Source organism: Streptomyces sp. NRRL B-1347, assembly GCF_000720325.1.
GTDB lineage: Bacteria > Actinomycetota > Actinomycetes > Streptomycetales > Streptomycetaceae > Streptomyces.
In genome coordinates this window covers 1-5965 of record NZ_JOJM01000186.1, presented here as the reverse complement: position 1 = coordinate 5965, position 5965 = coordinate 1, and the positions used below count along the sequence as shown (strand labels likewise).

The following is a 5965-nucleotide window of genomic DNA, read 5'->3' as shown; positions in this document are numbered from 1 at the left end:
GGGCCGAGCGGGTCGAGGTCGCGGCCGTGAACGGGCCTTCCTCCGTGGTGATTGCTGGTGATGCCGAAGCCTTGGACGAGGTCCTGCAAGTGCTCTCCGATGACGGCGTACGAGTGCGGCGCGTGGCCGTGGACTACGCCTCCCACACCCGGCATGTCGAGGACATCGAGGACACCCTCGCCGAAGCTCTGGCCGGGGTGAGTGCGCAGGCTCCGGCCGTGCCGTTCTACTCGACCGTCACGGGCAGTTGGGTGGAGGACGCGGGGGTGTTGGACGGCGGGTACTGGTACCGCAATCTGCGTGGTCAGGTGGGCTTCGGCCCGGCCGTGGCCGATCTGCTGGCGCAGGGCCACGGCGTGTTCGTGGAGGTCAGCGCCCACCCCGTACTGGTTCAGCCCGTCAGCGAGGCTGTGGACGAGAGCGGTGCCGACGCCGTGGTGACGGGCTCGCTGCGCCGCGACGAAGGGGGCTTGCGGCGGCTGCTGATGTCGATGGCGGAGCTGTTCGTACGGGGCGTGGCGGTCGACTGGGCGGCCGTGCTGCCCGGCGGGGCCGGGGGTGATACCGCGCGCGTGGAGTTGCCGACGTACGCCTTCGACCACCGGCACTACTGGCTCAAGCAGGGAGCGTCGGCCACCGACGCGGCGTCGCTGGGGCAGGCGGCGGCGGATCATCCGCTGCTGGGTGCGGTGGTGCGGCTGCCGCAGTCCGACGGCCTTGTCTTCACCTCGCGCCTGTCGCTGCGCACGCACGCCTGGCTGGCCGATCACCGGGTCGGCGGTGGAGGTGTACTCCCAGCGCGAGGACGCGGGCGATGAAGCCGACGCGTGGACGCGGCACGCCACCGGCCTCCTCTCGGCAGCGGCACGGCCGGACGGCAGCAGTGGCGGCAGTAGCGGCGGTGGCGGCAGCAGTGTGGACTTCACCGCCTGGCCGCCGCGCGGCGCGCAGCCGGTCGAGGTGGGGGACTTCTACGAAGCGCTGGCCGAGCGCGGATACGGCTACGGCCCGGCGTTCTCCGGACGCGCTGTCGGTCGAGGCGGCGGACGAGGCCGGTGGCCTGGTGGTCACGATGGACTCGCTGGTGTCCCGGCCGGTGTCGGCGGACCAGTTGGGGGCGGCGACGGCCGCTCACTCGCTGTTCCAAGTGGAGTGGGCCGAGGTGTCGCAAGAGCCGGAGCCGTCCCCGTTGTGGGCACCGGTCACCACCCCCGACGACGTGGCGCTCCTGCCCGGCAACGGGCCGGCGGTGGCCGTCATGGAAGCCCTCGGAGGCGACGAGGAAGACGCGGTACTGACCCTGACGTCCCAGGTGCTGGCGGTCCTCCAGGCGTGGCTGGCCGAGGCCGCCCTCGAGGAGTCGCGGCTGGTGGTGGTGACGCGGGGTGCGGTCGCCGCCGGTGGTGAGGACATGGTCACGGATCCGGCGGCGGCCGCCGTGTGGGGTCTGGTGCGGGCCGCCCAGTCCGAGAACCCGGACCGGATCGTCCTCCTCGACACCGACCCCACGGCGGACACGGCTCCGGACACAACTCCGGACACGTCTCCGGACGCGGTACTGGGTGCGGTCCTGGCCTGCGGAGAGCCCCAGGTCGCGGTGCGCGGAGGCGCGCTCTTGCTGCCCCGGCTCGGCCGCGTCGCCGGTCATGTCACGGACGGCCCCGCGGTGTTCGGGCCGGAGGGCACCGTCCTGATCTCGGGCGCCGGATCGCTCGGCGCCTTGGTGGCCCGGCATCTCGTCACCCGGCACGGAGTGCGGAGCCTGTTGCTCGCCAGCCGGAGCGGCACCGACGCCGAGGGTGTGCCGGAGGTCATCGCGGAGCTCACCGAACAGGGCGCGACCGTATCGGCCGTGGCCTGCGACGTGTCCGATCGTGATCAGGTGAAGGCGCTCCTTGCGGCCGTACCGCAGGAGCACCGGCTCACGGGTGTCGTCCACACGGCGGGCGTCTTCGACGACGGGCTGATCGCGGCGCTGTCCCCGGAGCGCCTGGAGCGGGTGTTCGCGCCGAAGGTGGACGCGGTGCGGCACCTCGACGAGCTGACGCGCGACCTGGACCTCGACGCGTTCATCGTGTTCTCGTCCGTCGCGGGCCTGTCCGGCGGCGCGGGCCAGGGCAGCTACGCCGCGGCCAACGCCTTCCTCGACGGCCTGATGGCCAGCCGCCGGGCGGCCGGTCTGCCTGGCCTGTCGCTGGCGTGGGGCCTCTGGGAGGAGAGCCTCGGCATGGCCGCCCGCCTCAGCAGCGTCGACCGGGCGCGGGCGAGCCGCGGCGGCGTGCGGGCGATCGCGGCGGCCGAGGGCATGGCCCTCTTCGACGCCGCCGCGGGGTCCGGGCAGTCACTGCTGGTGCCCATCAAGCTGGACCTGCGCGGACTGCGCGCCGACACGGCGTCCGGCGGGGGAGTTCCCCCTCTGCTGCGCGGCCTCGTACGAGCGGGCCGGCAACCGGCGCGGGCGGCGGACACAGGCGACGGGCACCGGCGCCTTTCCGCCCGCGTCGCCGGGCTCGCGGCGGCCGAACAGGAGGCCTTCCTCGTGGACCTGGTCCGCGCCGAGGCCGCGGTCGTGCTCCGATTTCCCGGACGACCGGGGCTGGGACCTGGAGGGTCTGTTCGACCCGGATCCTGATCACGCCGGTACGTCGTACACGCGGCAGGGTGGATTCCTGCGTGGGGCGGGGCTCTTCGACGCGGGGTTCTTCGGCATCTCGCCGCGCGAGGCGATGGCGATGGACCCGCAGCAGCGGCTGCTCCTCGAAACGTCCTGGGAGGCCCTGGAGGCGGCCGGGATCGACCCGGGTTCGCTGAAGGGCACCGACGTCGGGGTCTTCACCGGCGTGGCCAGCCAGGGCTACGGCACCGGCGTGGTCGCCCCGGAAGTGGAAGGCTTCGCGGGCACGGGGCTCGCGGGCAGCGTGGCGTCGGGCCGGGTGTCGTACGTGTTCGGCTTCGAGGGCCCGGCTGTGTCGGTCGACACCGCCTGCTCGTCCTCGCTCGTGGCGATGCACCTGGCCGCGCAGGCGCTGCGGCAGGGCGAGTGCTCGATGGCCCTCGCCGGTGGCGCGATGGTCATGGCCACGCCCGGGGCCTTCATGGCCTTCTCCCGGCAGCGGGGCCTGGCCGACGACGGGCGGTGCAAGGCGTTCGCGGACGGCGCGGACGGCATGGGCCTCGCCGAGGGCGTCGGCGTCGTACTCCTTGAGCGCCTCTCGGCGGCGCGGGAGCACGGACACCAGGTGCTCGCGGTCCTGCGCGGCAGCGCAGTCAACCAGGACGGCGCCTCCAACGGCCTCACCGCCCCCAACGGCCCGTCACAGCAGCGCGTGATCCGCAAGGCCCTCGACACGGCACGACTCACCCCCGCCGACGTGGACGTCGTCGAAGGCCACGGCACCGGCACGGCCTTGGGTGACCCGATCGAGGCCCAGGCGCTCCTGGCGACGTACGGACAGGACCGGGACCCGCAACAGCCGCTCTGGCTCGGCTCGTTGAAGTCCAACATCGGCCACGCCCAGGCCGCCGCAGGCGTGGCCAGTGTCATCAAGATGGTGCAGGCGCTGCGCCACGGCGTCATGCCGCCCACCCTGCACGTGCGCGAGCCCTCGAACCAGGTCGACTGGTCGGAGGGCGCGGTGGAACTGCTGACCGAGGCCAGGGACTGGCCACGGAACGGCCGTCCGCGCCGGGCGGGCGTGTCGTCGTTCGGCGTGAGCGGCACGAACGCCCATCTGATCCTGGAGGAGGCACCCGAGGCCCCGGTCACGGAAGAGGCGGCTTCGGTGGGTGCGGTGCCGCTGGTGGTGTCGGCGCGCAGCCAGGGTTCGCTGGCGGGTCAGGCCGGTCGCCTCGCGTCGTACGTGGAGTCGGACGCGGGTGGTGCCTCACTGGCGGACATCGCCGGGGCGCTGGTGTCGGGTCGTGGGGTGTTCGGCGAGCGTGCCGTGGTGGTGGCGGGTTCGGAGGACGAGGCGCTGGCCGGGTTGCGGGCGCTGGCGCGGGGCGAGAGTGATCTGAACCTGGTGTCCGGGAGCGGGGGTGTGCCGGGGAAGGTGGTGTGGGTGTTCCCGGGGCAGGGTTCGCAGTGGGTGGGGATGGGCCGTGAACTCCTTGACACCTCCCCGGTGTTCGCCGAGCGGGTGGGGGAGTGTGCTGCGACGCTGGAGCCGTTGGTGGACTGGTCGCTCGTCGACGTACTACGGGGTGAGGTCGAGCCCGCGCTGCTTGAGCGGGTGGATGTGGTGCAGCCCGCGAGCTTCGCGGTGATGGTGGGGTTGGCGGCGGTCTGGGCGTCTGCGGGTGTGATCCCTGATGCGGTTCTTGGGCACTCGCAGGGTGAGATTGCGGCGGCTTGTGTGGCGGGTGCGTTGTCGCTTGAGGATGCGGTGCGGGTGGTGGCGTTGCGGAGTCAGGCGATCGCGGCGCGGCTGGCCGGACGGGGCGGCATGGCGTCGGTGGCGCTGAGTGAGGAGGAGGCGGCCGGGCGTCTGGAGCCCTGGGCCGAGCGGGTCGAGGTCGCGGCCGTGAACGGGCCTTCTTCCGTGGTGGTCGCGGGTGATGCCCAGGCCTTGGACGAGGTCCTGGAGGCCCTGTCCAGTGACGGTGTCCGCACCCGCCGGGTGGCCGTGGACTACGCCTCCCACACACGGCATGTCGAGGACATCCGCGACACCCTGGCCGAAGCTCTGGCCGGGGTGAGCGCGAAGGCCCCGGTGGTGCCGTTCTACTCGACCGTCACGGGCAGTTGGGTGGAGGACGCCGGGGTCCTGGACGGCCGGTACTGGTACCGCAACCTGCGCGGACAGGTGCGGTTCGGCCCGGCCGTGGCCGACCTGCTCTCCCAGGGCCACGGTGTGTTCGTGGAGGTCAGCGCCCACCCCGTACTGGTTCAGCCGACGTGGACTGGTCCGCGATCGTGCCCACGGGGACCGCGTCGGGGCGCGTGGCGCTGCCGACGTACGCCTTCGACCATCAGCACTACTGGCTCAAGCCGGGCGCACAAGCCACCGACGCGGCGTCACTGGGCCTTGCGGGGGCCGAACACCCCCTGCTGGGTGCGGTGGTGCGGCTGCCGCGTGGAGGTGTACTCCCAGCGCGAGGACGCGGGCGATGAAGCCGACGCGTGGACGCGGCACGCCACCGGCCTCCTCTCGGCAGCGGCACGGCCGGACGGCGTAAGGGCTGGTACTGGTTCCGGACGCGCTGTCGGTCGAGGCGGCGGACGAGGCCGGTGGCCTGGTGGTCACGATGGACTCGCTGGTGTCCCGGCCGGTGTCGGCGGACCAGTTGGGAGCGGCGACGGCCGCCCAAGCGCTGTTCCACGTGGACTGGACGGAGCTGCCCCCGGCCCAAGGGGCGGGTTCCGCGCTGTCGTGGATGTCGGTGATCGCCGCCGATGAGGTGGCGACGCTGGCGGAGGAGGTGGCGGCTGGGGCGGCCGTGCCGATGGCGGCGGTTCTGGAGGCCTTCGGCGGTGTGGGTGGTGAGGATGCGGTACTCGCCCTGACCTCTCAGGTCCTTGAGGTCGTCCAGGGATGGCTGGCCGGGGCCGGGCTTGAGGAGTCGCGCCTTGTGGTGGTGACGCGGGGTGCGGTGCCTGCGGGTGAGGGTGGGGTGACGGATCCGGCGGCGGCCGCGGTGTGGGGTCTGGTGCGTGCGGCACAGTCCGAGCACCCGGACCGGATCGTCCTGCTGGACCTCGACCCGGCCTCCGACGACGAAGCGGGCTCCGTACTGGACACGGTACTGGGCGCCGTCCTCGCCACCGGCGAGCCTCAGATCGCGCTCCGCGGCACGACACTGTCCGTGCCGAGGCTGGCTCGCGTCGCTGATCAAGTACCGGAGAGTCCGATGGTGTTCGGGCCGAAGGGCACTGTGTTGGTCTCGGGTGGCGGGTCGCTGGGCGCTCTGGTGGCTCGGCATCTGGTCGTCCGGCACGGGGTGCGGGGCCTGGTGCTCGCCAGTC

4 protein-coding genes and 1 pseudogene are annotated in these 5965 nt (G+C 72.9%); all 5 read left to right on the top strand.

The features are described 5' to 3' along the window. Nucleotides 1–818 (top strand): acyltransferase domain-containing protein (locus IG74_RS53060; protein WP_199818991.1); only part of this gene is annotated, 818 nt, incomplete at its 5' end. Continuing rightward, a complete protein-coding gene (locus IG74_RS54975; RefSeq protein WP_199818990.1) occupies nt 781–1407 on the top strand; it encodes a polyketide synthase dehydratase domain-containing protein in 627 nt (208 codons plus the stop codon). The genes IG74_RS53060 and IG74_RS54975, both read left to right, overlap by 38 nt. Further along, nucleotides 1295–2632 carry a beta-ketoacyl reductase gene (locus tag IG74_RS54040; RefSeq protein ID WP_420710059.1) on the top strand — a complete coding sequence of 446 codons (1338 nt, stop codon included), beginning with the start codon at nt 1295–1297 and terminating at the stop codon, nt 2630–2632. The genes IG74_RS54975 and IG74_RS54040 overlap by 113 nt, the downstream gene beginning before the upstream one ends. Next, a pseudogene (locus tag IG74_RS53050) lies at nt 2574–4886 on the top strand (type I polyketide synthase); the annotation flags it as partial. The gene IG74_RS54040 and the pseudogene IG74_RS53050, both read left to right, overlap by 59 nt. 490 nt (nt 4887–5376) lie before the next feature. Continuing rightward, the coding region (locus IG74_RS52605) for a SpnB-like Rossmann fold domain-containing protein (protein ID WP_420710058.1) at nt 5377–5965 on the top strand (589 nt) is incomplete at its 3' end.